Below are 17054 nucleotides of genomic sequence, written 5' to 3'. Positions count from 1 at the left end.
TTTCGGCGACCGGAACCCGTGTCCGTCCCTGCCTAGCATCAGGGCACATCGATGACACGGGGAGTGTTTGCATGATCACTGCTAAGTCACCACCTGTCCGCCGGCTCGTGGCAGTGGTCGCGGCAGGGGCGATGGTCGGCCTGGCGCCGGCCGGTACCGCCCCGGCCGCCCCACCGGGCCCGGACCGCAGCGCCGACGTCTCCGTCGTGGACCCCGGCTGGGCGCCCGACCCGCTGACCGACGGGGTGCCGCAACTGCCCTCGCGGGACGTGGCGAAGACCAAGGAACAGCAGCGGCGGGCACGGGCGAGCGGGGCCACCGTCGCCGCCACGTACGCCCGCGACGGGCACCTGCCGAAGCCGCTGCCGCTCGCCGCCCAGCCCACGAACAGCAACCCGGCGCCGCTCGTCGACAAGGGACTGCACGACGCGCAGGGCGTCCGCATGTTCAGCTTCGCCGGGAAGACCTGGAACCACCCGGTCGGCCAGGCGCAGTGGGGCCTGAGCAACCTGGCCGCCTACCGGACCAGCGGCGACAAGCGGTTCCTCGACCGGGCCGTCGCCAACGCCCAGCGCAACATCGACCGCCGGGTCGAGTCGCGGGGCGCCTGGTGGTACCCGTACGACTTCGACCTGAGCCGCTGCGCGGGCCGCCCGCTGCTGCGCGCGCCCTGGTACAGCGGGATGGCGCAGGGCGAGATGCTGAGCCTCTTCGTCGGCCTGGCCGAGATCACCGGCGAGGCGAAGTGGCGGACGGCGGCGGACCAGACGTTCCTGAGCCTGACGCTGCCGGTCGTCGCCAACGCGCCCTGGGCGAGCTGGGTCGACCCCAACGGCTACCTGTGGCTGGAGGAGTACCCGGTGACCTTCGGCACCACCGGGGAACGGGTCCTCAACGGGCACACCTTCGCCCTCTACGGCGTGTACGACTACTGGCGGCTCACCGGCGACGAGCGGGCGGTGGCGGTCTTCGACGGCGCGGCGAGCACCGTCCGGCGGTACCTGCCGACCCACTTCCGGTTCACCCGGTGGGCCAGCAAGTACTCGATGGGCTGCGCGCAGCCGCACGTGAAGTACCACCAGGTCCACACCGCGCAGAACCTCAAGCTCTACGAGATGACCACGTCGGCCGTCTTCGCCACGTACGCGTACCTGCTGCGCTCGGACTACCCGGCGCCCGCCGTCAACGGCGCGGTGTCGTTCGCCGCCGGCACCCACGTCGGCTACACCTTCTCCAGCACCGGGGCCGTGAAGAGCCAGAAAACGCTCAAGCTCGCCCGGGCCTCCGGCGCCCAGGCGAGCCAGCGGGTCCGCGTGTACGGGCGGGGCATCTACTACCAGATCGCCAACGGCGCGCTCGCCGGTTACCTCGTCCCCGAGGCGTACGGGCAGCGCGTCCTGCTCGGCAAGGCGGTCGAGCACCGCTACGACCCGGCCCGGACGCTCTCCTTCCAGCCGGGCACCTACACCGGGTACGCGTACGACGCGGCGGGCAACGTGACCGGCTCCAAGCGGCTCACGTTCCCGTCCGCCTCGGTCGCGCCGCTGGGCGCCACCGCCTGGGTCAACGGGCGGCTCAGCTACCAGGTCACCGCCGGGGCGTACGTCGGCTACTGGCTGCCCCACACCACCGGGCTGGCCTTCACCTGAGCCTGAGCAACGTGCGGCCCGCCCGGGAGTCCGGGCGGGCCGCTCTGTCCGCTGTCTCAGCCGGTCGCGCTGATGTCGAACGACGTGGTGTCGTCCGCCGGGTCGACGTCCACGACCGGCTCGCTCTCGTAGACGGCCGCCACGGTGAACGAGCCGCTGCCCAGCGCTCCGTCCGGAGTCCCGGCCGGAGCCCGCAGGACGACGTCGAACGTGCGCTCCTCGCCCGGCATGAACCGGCCGCCGGGGACGTCGAACCAGTCCGGGAAGCTCGGCAGGTCCTGCGGGTTGGTGGCCCACACCTCGACCCCGGCGGGCAGGCTCGCCCGCACGTCGAGCCGGAACGACGGGGCGTCGTTGCCGTAGCGCACCGTCACCGGCGTCCGGCCCAGCAGGGCCCCGTCGGCCTGGCGGGTGAGTGTCACGTCGCCACCGCTGATGGTCAGGTCCGTCTCGGTGGCCTGCCGGTAGACGCGCGGGTTGCGGACGCTGCCCGAGGTGGACCGGAACACGGTCCGGAACGAGTCCCGGTCCGACACCCGGGTGCCGCCATCCGGCACCACCGCGACCGAGCCGCCCAGCGCGGTCATCGGGTAGGCGCGCGCTGTCGTCCAGACCTGGAAGTCCAGGCGGAGGGTCACGCTTGCGCCGGCCGGGACCCGGCCGCCGTAGCTCTCGACGACCCGGCGGTTCTGCTCCATCCCCACCGTGAACCAGGGCGAGCCGTTGTCGAGACCGGTGAAGGAGCCACCGGCCGGCTCGGTGATGCGCAGACCGGCGGTGGCGTCGGCCCGGCCCCGGTTGCTGATCGTCGTGGTCAGCGTCCCGACGTACCCCTTGCCGGTCGGCGTCAGCACCAACGTCTCGGTGTCGACGGTCAGCCGCGCCGTGGAGCCGCCGGCCGCGGCGGCGGGCGCGGCCGGCGCGAACAGCGCCGCCGCCCCGGCGAGCAGCGCGGCGGCCACTCGTGTGGTCCGTGTGGTCATGACAGGTCCTCCGTGATCCCCGTGGTGGGCGGCGGTGGTTCCGTCCGCCCGACAGTGGTGACACACGCCGGCACCGCTGATCGTTGCGCGGGTGCCCTGTCCGGGGTACGACACCGGAACGCGGCTGCGGGCGCTGTGGTTGACTGGCACCTCGGGGTTCTGCGAGGGAGGCCAGAGATGCAGGTGCCGGCCGTGCTCGGCGAGCCGATCCGGTTCGTGCTGAACTGGGGCCGCCGCTACTCGCTCTGGGTGTTCAACTTCGGCCTGGCCTGCTGCGCCATCGAGTTCATCGCCACCAGCATGGGCCGGCACGACTTCATGCGCCTCGGCGTGATCCCGTTCGCCCACGGGCCCCGGCAGGCCGACCTCATGGTGGTCAGCGGCACCGTCACCGACAAGATGGCCCCGGCGGTCAAGCGGCTCTACGACCAGATGCCCGAGCCGAAGTACGTCATCTCGTTCGGTGCCTGCTCGAACTGCGGCGGCCCGTACTGGGACTCCTACTCGGTGACGAAGGGCGTCGACCAGCTCATCCCGGTCGACGTGTACGTGCCCGGCTGCCCGCCCCGGCCGGAGGCGCTGCTGCACGGCATCCTGCGCCTCCAGGAGAAGATCGCCTCCGAGCAGTCCGGCATCGGCGGCGTACCCCGGCCGGACGCGCTCACCTCCCCGGCGGACGCCGTCGCGCGGCCGGTCGAGGCGCTGACCGCACCCCCGGTACGTCCGCCGGTCGGCTGAACCGCCGGGTGGCGGCGCGGGGCTAGCCTGCGGCTCATGACCGACCTCGCGGAGAAGCGCTCCGCATTCATCATCGACGTGCTGACCGAGGAGTTCGGCGCGTCCATGGCGATCGACCCGGCGGCGTTCCGCCGCAAGTTCCGCAAGATGGCGGCGTCACCGTTCGCCTTCTACCGGGGCAGCGCCGCGCTGTTCTACGCCGACCAGCGCGGCGACTTCGGCAGCGACCGGTTCCTCGACGAGCGGACCAGCCGGGTGTGGATCCACGGCGACCTGCACGCCGAGAACTTCGGCACCTACATGAACGCCTCCGGGCAGCTCGTGTTCAACGTCAACGACTTCGACGAGGCGTACGTCGGGCCGTTCACCTGGGACCTGAAGCGCTTCGCCGCGAGCGTGGCGCTGCTCGGCTACGCCAAGGCGCTCTCCGACCGGGTGATCGGCGAGCTGGTGACCGGCTTCGCCCGGTCGTACCTGGCCGAACTGCGGGCCATCGCCGCGGGCGGGGACGACGCGATCGGCTCGATCACGCTCGACAACGCCGACGGCGTGCTGCGCCGGGTGCTCCAGCAGGCGCGGCTGAACACCCGGGTGGACCTGCTCGCCGCGCAGACCACCGTCGACAACTACGAGCGCCGGTTCTCCCTCGGCGACGGCGTCCACGAGATCGACGACGCCACCCGGGAGAAGGTCTGCGCGGCGTTCGCCGACTACCTGCACACGCTGCCGGACTCGACCACCCGGATGCGCCCGGTGGCCGCCGGCATCAAGGACGTGGTGCTGCGCAAGGGCGTCGGCATCGGGTCGGCCGGGCTGCCGTCGTACAACCTGCTGCTGGAGGGGCACACCCAGGCGCTGGAGAACGACGTCGTCATCTACATGAAGCAGGCGCAGGTGCCGGCCGTGGCGCGGTACGTCGACGACGAGCGGGTCCGCTCGTACTTCCGGCACCAGGGGCACCGCACCGCCGAGTCGCAGCGCGCGTTGCAGGCGCACGCCGACCCGTGGCTGGGCTTCACCGAGCTGGACGGCGTCGGGCAGCTCGTCGCCGAGGTGTCCCCGTACGCGGCGGACCTGGACTGGGCCGACGTGAACGAGCCGGAGGAACTGGCGGGCGTGCTCGCCGACCTGGGCCGGGCGGTGGCCCGGATGCACTCGGTCGCCGACGACGAGTCCAGCCACGACCTGGTCGACTACTCGACCGAGGAGGCGATCGTCGCGGTGGTCGACGCCGACCCGGAGGCGTTCGTCGACTACCTGGTCGACTTCGGGCACCGGTACGGGATCCGGGCGCGCGAGGACCACCAGCTCTTCGTGGACCTGTTCCGCAACGGCCGGCTACCCGGCATCTGAGGGCCGGGGCGCCGGATCCGGCGCCCCGCCTCACTGCGTGAAGTCCAGCACCGCCTTGATGTCCTCACCGACCGAGGCGTACGCCTGCCGGTAGCTCGACAACGGCACCCGGCGGGTGATCAGCGAGGTCAGCCACGACTGTTCGGCCTGGGCGAGCGCCTCGGCGGCCATCTCCCAGTGCCGCCGGCCGGCGTTCACCGAGCCGAACACCACGTTGTTCTCCAGCACCAGCTCCCGGTTGAGCGCACCGGCGTCGAAGTTGATCGTCCGGCCGCCGCTGGATACGCCGGTCAGGCAGACGATACCGGTGGGCGCGGCCTTGCACATGGCGTCGAGCACCACAGTGGGCGCGCCGGTGCACTCGATCACCACGTCCGGCTTCACGTCCAGCTCCGGCACCGTCGACGTGTGGTACGTCGCCCCCAGCGCGCGGACCAGCTCCGGCTTCGGCCCGGTGGTGTTGCGGTCCAGCACGTGCACCGTCAGCCCACGCTGGCTACCGAGCAGCGCGGCCAGCAGCCCGATCGGACCGGCGCCGGTGACCAGCACCGTCATCGGTTTCCACTCGGCCCGGCGGCCGATCCGCTCGATGTGGTCCCACGCCTTCGCCACCACGCTCGTCGGCTCCAGCAGCACGCCGACCGAGGCGAGCGCCGGGTCCAGTCCGACGGCGAACTTGGGCTGCAGCCGCCAACGTTCGCGGGCGAAACCGGGCAGCGCCTTGATGCCGTGCTCGGTGTACCGACCGTTGCGGCACATGTCCCACTCGTCCACCGCGCAGTTCGCGCAGGGCACCGGGTCGGGGTGGCGGACCACGCCGGCGACCAGGTCGCCGGTCTGCAGGGTGCCGGTCGGGTCCTCCAGCACGCGGCCCAGCGACTCGTGCCCGAGCACCAGCCGCTCCTGGCCCGGCGGCGCCTCGCCGTACTCGCCGGCCACGATCTCGTGGTCGGTGCCGCAGACACCCACCGCCAGCGCCTCGACCAGGATCGCGCCCTCCTCGGGCGGCGGCTCGGGCCAGTCCTCGGCGAGCCGCAGCGAATCCGGGACACCGGGGGTCACAGTCACAGCGCGCACGGACCTCATCTTTCCGCGCGCTGCCGCCGCCCGTCCGGCAAAGCGGCGATCCCGGCACGGACGGCCCGACCCGGCCGGCAGCCGTCGGCCATAGGATCAGCGCATGACTCCGGAAGAGGTCGGCCGGCGAGTGGTCGCGCTGCTCGCGCCCGTCGAGGCCACCGCGTCCGTGTCCGGCGGTCAGGGGTACGCCCGCGCCACCGTCGACGTACCCCTGGCGAACTGGGCGGACGCGGTGCGTGCGGCACGCGACGACGCCGAGCTGGAGCTCGACTTCCTGGACTGGCTGTCGGCGGTGGACGAGCTGGCCGACGGCTTCGACGTGGTGCTGCACCTCTGGTCGGTCCGGCACCGGCACGGGCTGCTGCTGCGCACCCGGGTGCCCCGGGACACGCCTGTCGTCGCGTCGGTGGTCGACCTGTTCCCCGGCGCCGCGTGGCACGAGCGCGAGACACACGAGATGTTCGGCATCGACTTCGCCGGCCACGGCGAGCTGCGTCCGCTGCTGCTGCCACCCGAGTTCGAGGGGCACCCGCTGCGCAAGGAGTTCGTCCTCGCCTCCCGGGTCGCCAAGCCGTGGCCCGGCGCGAAGGAGCCGGGCGAGTCGGAGGCGGGTGGCGGCCGCCGACCGGTCCGGCCGCCGGGCGTGCCCGCGCCGGGTGAGTGGGGCACGACGCCCACGCCGGCGGGTGCGGCGGGCGCCGGTGAGGGCCCCCGAGGGGGTACGCCGGCGCGCCCGGCCCGGGAACGCCCGGCGCGGCCCGCTCCGGGTGAGCGCCCGGCGCGGCCTGTTTCCGGGGATCGCCCGGCGCGGTCTGCTCCTGGTGAGCGTCCGGCGCGGCCTGCTGCTCCCGGTGCGGGGGCAGCGCGGCCGGCCGCCGGCGAGGGTGAGGCGCGGCCCGCTCCGGAGCGGCCTGCTTCCGGGGAGCCCGGGGCGGGGGCCGATGCTGGTGCTCCGGTGGCCGATGAGGCGGGTCCGCTCGGGCGGCCGTTGCCGGGGGAGCGACCGACCGGGCCGCCCCGTCAGGAGCCGGAGCCCGGCGCGGCGGGGGAGAGCTGATGCCGGACTGGTTGGAGCTGGTCCTGCGCGTGGCGGGGGTGCTCGTCGCGTTCCTCACGCTGCCGCTGATCGTGGGCCAGGCCGAGCACAAGGTGATGGCGCACATGCAGGGCCGGCTGGGCCCGATGTACGCGGGCGGCTTCCACGGCTGGGCGCAACTGGTCGCCGACGGCATCAAGTTCGTGCAGAAGGAGGACGTCACCCCGCGCGACGCGGACCGGCCGGTGTTCCGGCTGGCGCCGGCGGTGGCGCTGGTGCCGTACCTGCTGGTGCTGCTCGTCATCCCGCTCGGGCCGGGTGACCTGGTCGCCCAGCCGCTGGACATCGGCCTGTTCTTCGTGCTCGCCGTGGTGGGCGTCGGCGTGCTGGCGGTGCTCATGTCCGCGTGGGCGTCGGCGAACAAGTACAGCCTGCTCGGCGGGCTGCGCGGCGCGGCCCAGCTGCTCGGGTACGAGCTGCCGCTGGTGCTGGCCGCCGCCTCGGTGGCGATGGCGGCCGGCACGCTCAGCCTGCCCGGCATCGTGGAGGCGTGGCGGCCGTGGTGGTTGCTCTGGCAGGCGCCGGCCATGGTGATCTTCTTCGTGGCCGGGCTGGCGGAGATCCGGCGCCCGCCGTTCGACATGCCGGTGGCCGACTCCGAGCTGGTCTTCGGCTACATGACCGAGTACACCGGCCTGCGGTTCGCGTTCTTCCTGCTCGCCGAGTACGTGGGCATCGTGGTGATCGCGGCGCTGACCACTGTGCTGTTCCTCGGCGGCTGGCAGGGCCCGTTCGCCGACGCGCAGCTCGGCTGGCTGTGGACGCTGCTCAAGGTCTTCGCCGTCGCCTTCGTGATCATCTGGCTGCGGGTGAGCTACCCGAGGTTGCGCGAGGACCAGCTCCAGCGCCTCTGCTGGCTGGTCCTGGTCCCCCTGGCCCTGGCCCAGCTCGTCCTGACCGCCGCAGTCCGCCTGGCCCTGTAACCCACCCGCCGTCCCTCCCTCCCCGGCCTCGCCCGCTCCACCTCCCCGGCGATCTTGCACTTCCTGCCCCGGCGAAAGGGGCAAAGCGCGCAGGTTCCGGGCTCAAAGTGCAAGATCGACGAGGCGGGGGCGGGGCGAGGGCGGCGAGGGAGAGGGGTCAGCGCAACGGGGTGTGGGACGGGTCCACCCGCTCGGACGGGGGTGGAGGCGGGGGCGGGGTGCCGTCGCCGAAGGGGCGGCCGCCCAGCTCCTCCCGGCCGTGCGGGATCAGCCAGTTGCTCAGGTCGGGGCCGAGCGGCACGATGCCCGTCGGGTTGATGTCCCGGTGGACCTCGTAGTAGTGCCGCTTGATGTGGTCGAAGTCGATGGTGTCGCCGAAGCCGGGCGTGGTGAACAGGTCCCGCGCGTACGCCCACAGCACCGGCATCTCGCTGAGCTTCTGCCTGTTGCACTTGAAGTGCCCGTGGTAGACCGGGTCGAAGCGGACGAGCGTGGTGAACAGCCGAACGTCGGCCTCGGTGATGGTGTCGCCGACCAGGTACCGCTGCCCGGCGAGCCGCTCGCTCAGCCAGTCCAGCCGGTCGAACAGCCTGTGGTACGCCTTGTCGTACGCCTCCTGGCTGCCGGCGAAGCCGCACCGGTAGACGCCGTTGTTGACGTCGGCGAAGACGGCGGCGTTCACCTCGTCGATCTCGGCGCGCAGCGGTTCCGGGTAGAGGTCCGGCGCACCCGGCCGGTGGTACGCCGTCCACTCGGTGGTCAGGTCGAGGCTCATCTGCGCGTAGTCGTTCGTCACGACCTGCCCGGTGGGCACGTCGACGAGCGCCGGGACGGTGATGCCGCGCTCGTAGCCGGGGAAGCGGGCGAAGTACGCGTCGGCCAGCCGCTCGATGCCGAGCACCGGGTCCTTGCCGTCCGGGTCGAGGTCGAATGTCCAGCTCCGCTTGTCGTGGGTGGGCCCGGCCACGGCCATCGAGATCGCGTCCTCCAGCCCGAGCAGGCGCCGGACGATGATCAGCCGGTTGGCCCACGGGCAGGCCCGGCTCACCGCCAGCCGGTAGCGCCCCGGCTCCACCGGCCAGCCGTCCCGCTCGTCCGCGGTGATCCGGGTGGCGATGTAGCGCTGGTCGCGGGTGAACTCGCCACCCGGTTCCACGTACTTGCCGCCGGTCCGGTCCAGGACTTCGTCGTCGCTGCCCACGCCCACCTCCGAGTTCGCTTCTCGCTCCCATCATGGTCGCTCCGGCGGCTCCCGGCAGGGCGAGTGCCCCGGAGATGGGCATAGGCTGCCCGCCGTGACCGATGTGGAGGCGGCAGCCCGGCGTTTCGTCGCCGACGTGTGGAACGCGGGCCGCGAGGAGAGCGCGTACGAGCTGGTGGCGGCGGACTGCCCGGGGCTCGGCGGCACCGGCCCGGCGGCGACGCTGGCGTGGCACCGGGACCGGCGGGCGTCGTTCCCCGACCTGCGCTACAAGATCGTCGACGTGGTGGCGACAGGGACGCGGGTGGCGGTGCGCTGGCGGGCCGCCGGCACCCAGGCCGGGCAGTTCGGGCCGGTGCCGCCGACCGGCCGCGTGGTCAGCTATTCGGGCGCGACGTTCCTGCGCTTCGACGACGACGGGCGGATCGTGGACGTGTGGAGCGTCAACGAGCTGTTCCAGCTGCTCCAGCAGCTCGGCGTGGAGATGCTTCCCCCGCTCACACCCGGCGAGGCGTGATCCGACCGCACGCCGGGGCCAAAGCGCCGGGTGGTGGTCGCGCACGCCCGGGCCACAGGGCAGGATGGGCGGCATGAGCGAGCACGGTGGAGTGCCCGGCGGGGGCCTGGTGAAGGGCCTGGCGGTCACGTTGAAGACGATGACCCGCCGCTCGACCACCCAGCAGTACCCGGATGTCGAGCCTGAGCTGCCGCCCCGCTCCCGTGGCGTGATCGCGCTGCTGGAGGAGAACTGCACCGTCTGCATGCTCTGCGCGCGCGAGTGCCCGGACTGGTGCATCTACATCGACTCGCACAAGGAGGAGGTGGCGGTGCCCGGCGCCGCCCGCCCCCGCCAGCGCAACGTGCTCGACAAGTTCGACATCGACTTCTCGCTCTGCATGTACTGCGGCATCTGCGTCGAGGTCTGCCCGTTCGACGCGCTCTACTGGTCGCCTGAGTTCGAGTACGCCGAGTACGACATCAAGAACCTGCTGCACGACAAGGACCACCTGGGCGAGTGGATGGCCACCGTGCCGCCGCCGCCGGCCCACGACCCGCTCGGCGACCCCGCCAAGGAGGAGACCACCGCCGCCCGGAAGGCGGCGGGTCCGTCGGCCCGTCCGGCTCCTTCCCGGGTACGCCCCGACGCCGCCACCGATGCGGGCGGAGGCACCGCCTCATGACCGGTGCGGACGTCCTGCTGCTGGCGCTGGGCGCGGTGGCGGTGGGCGCGGGTGCGCTGGTGGTCGCCACCCGGCACCTGGTCCGGGCCGGGCTGTGGCTGGTGGTGTGCCTGGGCGCGCTCGCGGGTGACTACCTGGTGCTGACGGCTGAGCTGGTGGCCTGGGTGCAGGTGCTCATCTACGTCGGCGCGGTGGTGGTGCTGCTGCTGTTCGCGGTGATGCTGACCCGCGCGCCGATCGGCCCGTCGGACGACCTGGACCGGCCGGGCTGGGCGGCAGCGCTCGTCGGCGCGGGCAGCGGCCTCGGCCTGGCGGTGCTGCTGATCGACGCGTTCCGCTGGTCCCGGGTGGACCTGCCGGCCGCCGGTACCGCCGAGCGCCTCGGCGAGCAGATCTTCCGTTCCTGGGTGCTTCCGTTCGAGGTGCTGTCGGTGCTGCTGCTGGCCGCGCTGGTCGGTGCGATCGTGCTGTCCCGCCCCGACATCGGCCGCCGGTCCATCGACGAGGGCGGGCGCCCGTGAGGCCGGTCATCCCGTACGTCACCGCCGCGCTGCTGTTCGGCCTCGGCGTCTACGGCGTGCTGCGCCGCCGCAACGCCGTCCTGGTGCTCATGGCGGTGGAGCTGATGCTCAACGCGGTGAACCTGGTGCTGGTCACCGCCGACACCACCGTCAAGGCCGTGCTGCCGCACTCCGGGCAGGTGTTCGCGTTGTTCGTGATCGTGCTGGCCGCCGCCGAGATCGGTGTCGGGCTCGCGATCGTGCTCCAGCTCTACCGGCTGCGGGCCAGCGTCACCGTCGACGACGTACCGCTGGCCGAGCCGGCACCGGCGGTCGCGGCGGCCCCGGCCGGCCTGCCGACGCCGGACGCGCCGGGCACGGAAGGAGCGGTCCGGTGAGCACACCGACGCTGTGGCTCGCCGCGGTGCTGCCCACGGCACCGCTGCTCGCCGGCCTGCTCGGCCTGCTGCTGCCGCCCGCCCCGCGTCAGGACCGGGCGGCGGCCCGGCGGTCGGCTGTCGCGCTGGGCATGGCCGGTGCGGCCGTGTCGCTGCTGGCCGCGCTGGCGCTGCTGGTCCGCGTGGACGCGCCGGTCGAGGCGTCCACCACCTGGGTCGACTTGGGCGGGCTGCGGGTCACGCTGGGCCTGCGCCTGGACGGCGTGGCGGTGCTCGTCGCCACCGCGGTCTCCGCTGTGGCGCTCGCCGTGCAGGTCTACTCGATCGGCTACCTGCGCCGGGGCCCGCACGACGACGTGGACGTCGACCACCGCTACCCGCCGTACGCGGCGCAGTTGAGCCTCTTCACCGCCGCCATGCTCACGGTGGTGGTGTCCGGTGACCTGATCATGCTGCTGGTCGGCTGGGAGGTGATGGGCGTCTGCTCGTATCTGCTCATCGCCCACGACCGGCGGCTGCCCGAGGCGCCCGGCGCGGCGGTCAAGGCGTTCCTGGTCACCCGTGTGGGTGACGTCGGCTTCCTGCTCGGCATCGCGCTGCTCGGCGTGGGCGCGGGCAGCTTCCGGATCGCCGACGTGCTGGCCCACGACTACGGCACCGGCACGCTCACCGCCGCCTGCCTGCTGCTGCTCGCCGGGGTGGCGGGCAAGAGCGCCCAGTTCCCGCTGCACACCTGGCTGCCCGACGCGATGGCCGGCCCGACGCCGGTGTCCGCGCTGATCCACGCCGCCACCATGGTCGCCGCCGGGGTGTACGCCGTGGCCCGGCTGTTCCCGCTGTTCGAGCGCGCACCGGCCGCGCTCGCCGTGCTGGGCGTGATGGCCGCGATCACGATGCTGCTCGGCGCGTTCGCCGCCACCGCGCAGGACGACATCAAGCGGGTGCTCGCCTGGTCCACGGTCTCGCAGATCGGCTACATGACCGGCGCGCTGGCGGTCGGCGCACCGGCTGCCGCGCTGTTCCACCTGCTCACCCACGCCGCGTTCAAGGCGCTGCTGTTCCTCGCCGCCGGTGCGGTGATCCACGCCGTCGGCACCACGCTGATGTCCCGGATGGGCGGCCTGCGTACCGCCATGCCCGTCACGTTCTGGTGCATGGTGGTCGGCCTGGGCGCGCTCGCCGGCGTACCCCCGCTCTCGGGTTTCTGGAGCAAGGACGGCGTGCTCGCCGCCGCCGAGGCGGCCGCGCTCGACGGCGCCGGGCCGAGCGCCGCCTGGGTGGGCTGGCTGGTCTGGCTGGCCGGGCTGGTCGGCGTCGCGGTGACCGCCTGGTACGCGACCCGCCTCCTGCTGCGCACGTTCCTCGGCCGGACACGCACGCCGCTGCTGCGCCCGCACGACCCGCCCGCACTGCTTCGCTGGCCGGTGCTGCTGCTCGCGGTCCCTGCTGCGCTGCTGGGCCTGGCCGCGTTCGCGCCGTGGTTCGCCGACCGGCTGCGCGTGCCCGGCGACGACACCGCCGAGGCGGTCGAGCTGGTGCACCTCGCGCCGAACCTGATCCTGCCGTTCCTGCTGCTGCTCGCCGGGGCGGGCGTCGCCTGGGCGGGCTGGCGCCGCGACCCGGCCGCCGACCCGGCCCGCTTCCTGGGTCCGCTGCGGCCGGTCTTCGCCCGGGCGTTCCGGCTCGACGACGTCCAGCACACTCTCGTCGTACGCCCGGCGGGCGCGCTCGCGCGGGTCGTGCGTACCGGTGACGAACTGGGCGTGGACGGGCTGGTCGAGGGCAGCGGCCGGGCGGCGGTCGAGGTGGGCGGCGGCCTGGCCGCGCTGCACCGGGCGGCGCTGCCGCGCGCGGCGGCCGGGGTGCTCGCGGGCGCGCTGCTGATCGGCCTCGCGGTCGCGCTGATCGGAGTGACCTCATGACGTTCGGGCAGGTCCTGCTGGTCGCCGTGGTGGCGGTGCCGGCGCTCGGCGCGCTGGCCACCGCCGTCGTGCCCGGCGACCGGGCCGGCCGGGTGGTCGGCACCGCTGCGGCCGCGTTGACGCTGCTGGCGACGCTCCCGCTGGTCGGCGGCGACCACGGCTGGTTCGGGTACGGGCCACGCCCGGCGGTGCAGCCGTGGCACCAGCTCGACCTGCCGTGGGTGCCGGGGCTCGACCTGCGCTTCCACCTCGGCGTGGACGGCATCTCCTGGCCGCTGGTGGTGCTGACCGCGCTGCTCACGCTGCTGTGCTGCGCGTACACGCTGTGGCGGGTGCCGCCCGGCGGCGGCAGCGGGCGCGCGCTCGTGGCGCTGCTGCTGGTGGTCGAGGTCGGCATCCTCGGCACGTTCCTCGCGCTCGACCTGGTGTTGTTCTTCCTGTTCTTCGAGGTCGTCCTGCTGCCGATGTACGCGGTGATCGCCGGCTGGGGCGGCGCGGACCGCCGTCGGGCGGCCCGCAAGTTCGCGCTCTACACGCTGTTCGGCTCGGTGCTGCTGCTGGTCGGCGTCTACGTGGTGGTGGCCGCCGCGGGCACCGCCGACCTGGTCGCGCTCACCGGCGGCGCCGGGCTGTCCCGGGGCACGCAGCTCGCCGCGTTCACGCTGCTGGCGCTGGCGTTCGCGGTGAAGAGCCCGCTCTGGCCGCTGCACTCGTGGCTGCCCGACGCGCACACCCAGGCGCCCACCGTCGGCAGCGTGATCCTCGCCGGGGTGCTGCTCAAGATGGGCACGTACGGGCTGATCCGGGTCGCCGTCGGGGTGGCCCCGGAGGGCGCCCGCTGGGCCGCGCCGGTGCTCGGCGTGCTCGCCGTCGCCGCGATCCTGATCGGTGGCCTGGTCTGCCTGGCGCAGGACGACCTGAAGCGGCTGATCGCGTACTCCAGCGTCGGGCACATGGGCTTCGTGCTGCTCGGGGTCGCCACGCTCACCGCCACCGGGATCCAGGCCGCGCTGATCGGCAACATCGCCCACGGCGTCATCACCGGCCTGCTGTTCTTCCTGGCCGGGGCGGTCAAGGACCGCGCGCACACCGGCTCGCTGGCCGAGCTGTCCGGGCTGCGGGAGACCGCGCCCCGGCTGGCCGGGCTGCTCGGCTTCGCGGCTGTCGCCTCGCTGGGGCTGCCCGGCCTGGCCGGGTTCTGGGGTGAGGCGTTCGCCGTGGTCGCCGCCGTGCAGCGGGGCGGCCCGCTCTGGCTGACCCTCGCCGTGCTGGCCGCGCTGGGCGGGGCGCTCACCGCCGCGTACTTCCTGCGGCTGCTGCGCCGGGTCACCCATGGGCGGCCCAGCCCGGCGGTGGCGGGGCTCGCACCCGGGCTGGCCGGGGCGGAACTGACCGCCTGGGCGCCGCTGGTGCTGCTCGCGCTCGCGGTCGGCCTGGCCCCGGCGCTCGTGCTGTCGTACGCCTCCGGTCCGGTGGAGGCGCTGCTGGGGGTCGTCCCATGAGCCTGGTGCAGACTGTCGACAACCTGGCGATGCTGCCTGCGTACCTGGCCGCCGGCACGGCCGTGCTGGTGCTCCTGTTCGACCTGCTGGTGGCCCGGCCCGCCGTCACGGTGGCGGTGGCGGCGCTCGGCGCGGCCGGCACCGCGGCCGGCGCGGCACTGGTCGGGGCGGCCGGTGAGCGGCGCACGTTCTGCGTGGACGCGGACTGCTCCTGGGTGTGGGGTGGCCGGGCCGCGCTGGTCGGGGCGGTGATCGCCCTGCTCACGCTCGGCGTGCTGGCGCTGTCCGGCCCGCTGCTGCGCGCCGGGCGCACCCCGGTCGGCGAGTACTGCTTCCTGCTCGCCTGCGCGATGACAGGCGGCGTGGTGCTCGGCGCCGCCGGTGACCTGATCACGCTGATCGTGGCGCTGGAGACCCTGACGCTCCCGCTGTACGTGCTGGTCGGGCTGCGCCGGGGCAGCCTCGCCGGTGCCGAGGCGGCGGTGACGTTCTTCGTGGTCAGCGTGGTCGCCACCACAGTGACGCTGCTCGGCGCGGCGCTGCTCTACGCGGTCACCGGCACGTTGCACCTGGACCGGCTCGGCGCCACACTGGCCGCCCGCGACGACCTGACCGATCTGCCGCTGACCGGCGTCGCGGTGGCGCTCGTGGTGGCCGGGCTGGCGTTCAAGGTCGCCGCCGTGCCGTTCCACGCCTGGGCCCCCGCCACGTACGACGGCGCGCCGCTGCCGGTGGCCGCGTACCTGTCGACCGCCTCGAAGCTCGGTGGCGTGGTGGCGCTGCTGGCGGTGGTGCAGCGGGCGCTGCCGGGTGACCTGACCGGCCCGGTGCTGGCGGCGCTGGCGGTGCTGACCATGACCGTCGGCAACCTGGTGGCGCTGCGCCAGCGGCGTACCGTGCGGCTGCTCGCCTGGTCGTCGGTGGCCCAGGCGGGGTACATCCTGGCGCCGCTGGGCGCGCTGGCGCTGACTGCGGGCCGCACCGGCGACGCGCGATCGGCCGCGTACGCCGCAGCCGTCGCGTACGCGATCTTCTTCGTGCTGCTGGAGCTGGCGGCGTTCGCCGCTGTGGTGGCGTTGCGCCCGGCGGACGGCGACGGCGGCACGTTGGCCGACCTGCGCGGCGCGGCGCGGCGGCACCCGTGGGTGGGCGGCGCGTTCGCGCTGGCGCTGATCGGGCTGGCCGGGCTGCCGCCGGGCCTGGCCGGGCTGTTCGCCAAGGTGACAGTGGTACGCGCGCTGCTGGCCGGGCACGCGGGATGGCTGGCGCTGGTGGTGGCGCTGAACGCGGTGATCGGCCTGGCGTACTACCTGCGGGTCACCGCCTCCCTCTACGCGACGCCGACCGGCACGGCGACGGTCCGGCCCGCCCGGACCGTGGTGCTGGCGCTCGGCGTCGCCACGGTCGCCGCGGTGGTGATCGGTTTCGCACCGCAGCTCGTGCTGGACGTGGCGGCGCGCTGACCGGTTCCTGCCCGGATAGGCGACCGCTTCAGCCTGCGCACAGCAACATCCAGCCAACTTTCAGCCATGAGCCGGATGGTTGACGGGTACCGGTGTGTTGAACCGGTCAGCGGGCCTCCCGCAAGGGCCCGTGCACCGAAGGAGAGATCGTGCATCACAACCGTCTCAAGACCGCAGCGCTGCTCGGCCTGTTGACCTCGCTGATCCTCGCGATCGGCTACTGGTTCGGCGGTAGCGGCGGTCTCGTCATCGCCGTCGTCGTGTCGTTGCTGATGAACGGCGTCACCTACTTCTACTCCGACAAGCTCGCACTGCGCTCGATGAAGGCGCAACCGGTCAGCGAGGCACAGTTCCCCGAGCTGTACCAGATGGTGCGGGAGCTCTCCACGCAGGCAGGCAAGCCGATGCCCCGGCTCTACGTGAGCCCGACCGCGCAGCCCAACGCGTTCGCCACCGGTCGTAACCCGGAGAACGCGGCGGTCTGCGTCACCCAGGGCATCGTGGAGATCCTGGACTACCGGGAGCTGCGCGGCGTGATCGGTCACGAGCTGTCCCACGTCTACAACCGGGACATCCTGATCTCCAGCGTGGCGGCCGGCCTGGCCGGCATCATCACCATGCTGGCCAACCTCGCCTGGTTCATCCCGCTGGGTTCCTCGGACGACGAGGACGGCCCGAACCCGGCCGTGCTGCTGCTCACGCTGATCCTCGGCCCGATCGCCGCCACGGTGATCCAGCTCGCGATCAGCCGGAGCCGCGAGTTCCAGGCCGACCAGTCCGGCGCCGAGCTGAGCCGCGACCCGCTGGCCCTGGCCAGCGCCCTCCGCAAGATCCACATGGGTACGCAGGCGCGTCCGCTGGCGCCGCAGGGCCAGCTCGCCAGCACCGCGCACCTGATGATCGACAACCCGTTCAAGCGGGGCGGCGGCATCGCCGCGATGTTCGCCACCCACCCGCCGATGGAGCAGCGAGTGGCCCGCCTGGAGCAGATGGCCCGCAACTCCGGGCCGGTGCAGTTCCAGCGCTGACCCGCCGTACCGCCTGCCGCGCCCGCGTCCCCAGGAC

16 protein-coding genes are annotated in these 17054 nt (G+C 73.4%); 13 read left to right on the top strand and 3 right to left on the bottom strand.

What is annotated here, in order from left to right; translation table 11 throughout:
- Positions 1–71: 71 nt before the first annotated feature.
- The gene (locus NMK34_RS27460; protein ID WP_318335762.1) at positions 72–1649 is read left to right on the top strand and encodes a D-glucuronyl C5-epimerase family protein; all 1578 of its coding nucleotides are present in this window, start codon (positions 72–74) and stop codon (positions 1647–1649) included.
- Between the two features lie 56 nt (positions 1650–1705).
- Here NMK34_RS27460 and NMK34_RS27455 read toward each other — a convergent pair whose 3' ends face one another.
- Complete coding sequence (locus tag NMK34_RS27455; protein WP_318335761.1) at positions 1706–2632, bottom strand: hypothetical protein; 927 nt, start codon at positions 2630–2632, stop codon at positions 1706–1708.
- Between the two features lie 177 nt (positions 2633–2809).
- On the opposite strand from NMK34_RS27455, the gene NMK34_RS27450 reads away from it, so the two are divergent.
- Both NMK34_RS27450 and NMK34_RS27445 read left to right on the top strand, forming a co-directional pair.
- The gene (locus tag NMK34_RS27450) at positions 2810–3370 is read left to right on the top strand and encodes an NADH-quinone oxidoreductase subunit B (RefSeq protein WP_318335760.1); all 561 of its coding nucleotides are present in this window, start codon (positions 2810–2812) and stop codon (positions 3368–3370) included.
- A gap of 36 nt (positions 3371–3406) precedes the next feature.
- The gene (locus NMK34_RS27445; RefSeq protein ID WP_318335759.1) at positions 3407–4723 is read left to right on the top strand and encodes a DUF2252 domain-containing protein; all 1317 of its coding nucleotides are present in this window, start codon (positions 3407–3409) and stop codon (positions 4721–4723) included.
- A gap of 30 nt (positions 4724–4753) precedes the next feature.
- On the opposite strand, the gene NMK34_RS27440 is transcribed toward NMK34_RS27445, so the two are convergent.
- Positions 4754–5800, bottom strand: a complete 1047-nt coding sequence (locus tag NMK34_RS27440; RefSeq protein WP_318335758.1) for a glucose 1-dehydrogenase — start codon at positions 5798–5800, stop codon at positions 4754–4756.
- 103 nt (positions 5801–5903) lie between these two features.
- Between NMK34_RS27440 and NMK34_RS30960 the strand changes: the two genes are divergently transcribed.
- Both NMK34_RS30960 and nuoH read left to right on the top strand, forming a co-directional pair.
- Positions 5904–6860, top strand: a complete 957-nt coding sequence (locus NMK34_RS30960) for an NADH-quinone oxidoreductase subunit C (RefSeq protein ID WP_412098927.1) — start codon at positions 5904–5906, stop codon at positions 6858–6860.
- Complete coding sequence (nuoH, locus tag NMK34_RS27430; RefSeq protein WP_302905458.1) at positions 6860–7822, top strand: NADH-quinone oxidoreductase subunit NuoH; 963 nt, start codon at positions 6860–6862, stop codon at positions 7820–7822. Before NMK34_RS30960 ends, nuoH begins: the two co-directional genes overlap by 1 nt.
- 157 nt (positions 7823–7979) lie before the next feature.
- On the opposite strand, the gene NMK34_RS27425 is transcribed toward nuoH, so the two are convergent.
- Entirely contained in the window at positions 7980–9023 is a 1044-nt protein-coding gene (locus tag NMK34_RS27425) for a glutathione S-transferase family protein (RefSeq protein ID WP_318335757.1), read from the bottom strand.
- Between the two features lie 94 nt (positions 9024–9117).
- Here NMK34_RS27425 and NMK34_RS27420 point away from each other — a divergent pair, with 94 nt between their 5' ends.
- The 8 genes from NMK34_RS27420 to htpX all read left to right on the top strand — a co-directional run bounded on the left by NMK34_RS27420 (position 9118) and on the right by htpX (position 17017).
- Positions 9118–9540: an ester cyclase gene (locus NMK34_RS27420; RefSeq protein WP_318335756.1), complete on the top strand. Its 423-nt coding sequence runs from the start codon at positions 9118–9120 to the stop codon at positions 9538–9540.
- 73 nt (positions 9541–9613) lie between these two features.
- The gene (locus NMK34_RS27415; protein WP_318335755.1) at positions 9614–10204 is read left to right on the top strand and encodes an NADH-quinone oxidoreductase subunit I; all 591 of its coding nucleotides are present in this window, start codon (positions 9614–9616) and stop codon (positions 10202–10204) included.
- Positions 10201–10725, top strand: coding sequence for an NADH-quinone oxidoreductase subunit J (locus NMK34_RS27410; protein WP_318335754.1), 525 nt, complete (start codon positions 10201–10203; stop codon positions 10723–10725). Before NMK34_RS27415 ends, NMK34_RS27410 begins: the two co-directional genes overlap by 4 nt.
- Positions 10722–11102, top strand: a complete 381-nt coding sequence (gene nuoK, locus NMK34_RS27405) for an NADH-quinone oxidoreductase subunit NuoK (protein WP_318335753.1) — start codon at positions 10722–10724, stop codon at positions 11100–11102. The genes NMK34_RS27410 and nuoK overlap by 4 nt, the downstream gene beginning before the upstream one ends.
- Positions 11099–13024 (top strand): NADH-quinone oxidoreductase subunit L, encoded by a 1926-nt coding sequence (locus NMK34_RS27400; RefSeq protein ID WP_318335752.1) that lies wholly within the window; start codon positions 11099–11101, stop codon positions 13022–13024. Before nuoK ends, NMK34_RS27400 begins: the two co-directional genes overlap by 4 nt.
- A complete protein-coding gene (locus NMK34_RS27395) occupies positions 13021–14526 on the top strand; it encodes an NADH-quinone oxidoreductase subunit M (protein ID WP_318335751.1) in 1506 nt (501 codons plus the stop codon). The genes NMK34_RS27400 and NMK34_RS27395 overlap by 4 nt, the downstream gene beginning before the upstream one ends.
- Complete coding sequence (locus tag NMK34_RS27390; RefSeq protein WP_318335750.1) at positions 14523–15989, top strand: NADH-quinone oxidoreductase subunit N; 1467 nt, start codon at positions 14523–14525, stop codon at positions 15987–15989. Before NMK34_RS27395 ends, NMK34_RS27390 begins: the two co-directional genes overlap by 4 nt.
- Before the next feature lie 149 nt (positions 15990–16138).
- Positions 16139–17017 (top strand): zinc metalloprotease HtpX, encoded by an 879-nt coding sequence (gene htpX, locus NMK34_RS27385; protein WP_194801442.1) that lies wholly within the window; start codon positions 16139–16141, stop codon positions 17015–17017.
- The last annotated feature ends 37 nt before the right edge of the window (positions 17018–17054 follow it).

The organism is Micromonospora sp. BRA006-A (genome assembly GCF_033433935.1).
Classification (GTDB): domain Bacteria; phylum Actinomycetota; class Actinomycetes; order Mycobacteriales; family Micromonosporaceae; genus Micromonospora; species Micromonospora aurantiaca.
Note: the sequence above shows the minus strand (reverse complement) of the source record. Positions and strands in the feature narration are given on the sequence as shown.

Bases quoted from the DNA above. Each gene is read 5' to 3' on its own strand.
- NMK34_RS27460 (WP_318335762.1), top strand. From the start codon at position 72: ATGATCACTGCTAAGTCACCACCTGTCCGCCGGCTCGTGGCAGTGGTC.
- NMK34_RS27455 (WP_318335761.1), bottom strand. From the start codon at position 2,632: ATGACCACACGGACCACACGAGTGGCCGCCGCGCTGCTCGCCGGGGCG.
- NMK34_RS27450 (WP_318335760.1), top strand. From the start codon at position 2,810: ATGCAGGTGCCGGCCGTGCTCGGCGAGCCGATCCGGTTCGTGCTGAAC.
- NMK34_RS27445 (WP_318335759.1), top strand. From the start codon at position 3,407: ATGACCGACCTCGCGGAGAAGCGCTCCGCATTCATCATCGACGTGCTG.
- NMK34_RS30960 (WP_412098927.1), top strand. From the start codon at position 5,904: ATGACTCCGGAAGAGGTCGGCCGGCGAGTGGTCGCGCTGCTCGCGCCC.
- nuoH (WP_302905458.1), top strand. From the start codon at position 6,860: ATGCCGGACTGGTTGGAGCTGGTCCTGCGCGTGGCGGGGGTGCTCGTC.
- NMK34_RS27415 (WP_318335755.1), top strand. From the start codon at position 9,614: ATGAGCGAGCACGGTGGAGTGCCCGGCGGGGGCCTGGTGAAGGGCCTG.
- NMK34_RS27410 (WP_318335754.1), top strand. From the start codon at position 10,201: ATGACCGGTGCGGACGTCCTGCTGCTGGCGCTGGGCGCGGTGGCGGTG.
- NMK34_RS27395 (WP_318335751.1), top strand. From the start codon at position 13,021: ATGACGTTCGGGCAGGTCCTGCTGGTCGCCGTGGTGGCGGTGCCGGCG.
- NMK34_RS27390 (WP_318335750.1), top strand. From the start codon at position 14,523: ATGAGCCTGGTGCAGACTGTCGACAACCTGGCGATGCTGCCTGCGTAC.